The following is a 618-nucleotide window of genomic DNA, read 5'->3' on the forward strand; positions in this document are numbered from 1 at the left end:
CGCCGGCTCCAGGCCGCCGATGCTGCGCTGCTGGCCCAGGTGCTTGAGCCAGGCGTCGCGGGTCTGGCCCGGCAGGCGGGTCTCCGGGCCGCGGTAGCCGTGGCGCTGGTCATAGTCGATGAGGCCGTCGCGGACCGATTGGCTGGCGGCGTTCTGCAGGTCGCTGCGGACCGTGGTGATGACCTTGTAGCCCTCGGTATAGGCCTCGCTGCCGTAGCGGCCGACCATCTCGGCACGGGCCATCTCGGCGATGTAGGGCGCATTCAGTTCGGGGGTCTGCACGTGGTAGGAGGCGTTGATCGGCTCCTCGACGGCGGCCTGGTAGCGTTGCTGGTCGATGAAGCCGAGCTTGAGCATGCGCTCGAGGATCCAGTTGCGCCGCTCCGTTCTGCGGGTCGGGTTGACCAGCGGGTTGTAGCGCGAGGGCGCTTTCGGCAGGCCGGCGATCATCGCCATCTCGGCCAGGCTCAAGTCTTTGATCGGCTTGCCGTAATAGACCCGGTGCGAACCGGTGACACCGAAGATCCACAGCAGGTAGCCGAGGGCCTTGCTATGGGTGTCGTGCTGTTGAGTCATGCGTCCCCCTCGTTCCGTGCGCGGCTGCGGCCGCGCCTGAGC

The 618-nt window shown here is 67.6% G+C and carries 1 protein-coding gene; it reads right to left on the bottom strand.

Going from position 1 to position 618, the window contains the following annotated elements:
• Positions 1–576, bottom strand: a 576-nt coding sequence (locus ACLJNW_RS23010) for a transglycosylase domain-containing protein (RefSeq protein WP_410961065.1), incomplete at its 3' end; no start/stop codon positions are given.
• Between the last annotated feature and the right edge of the window lie 42 nt (positions 577–618).

Source organism: Salmonella sp. SAL4457 (assembly GCF_046548235.1).
Taxonomy (GTDB): domain Bacteria; phylum Pseudomonadota; class Gammaproteobacteria; order Enterobacterales; family Enterobacteriaceae; genus Salmonella; species Salmonella enterica.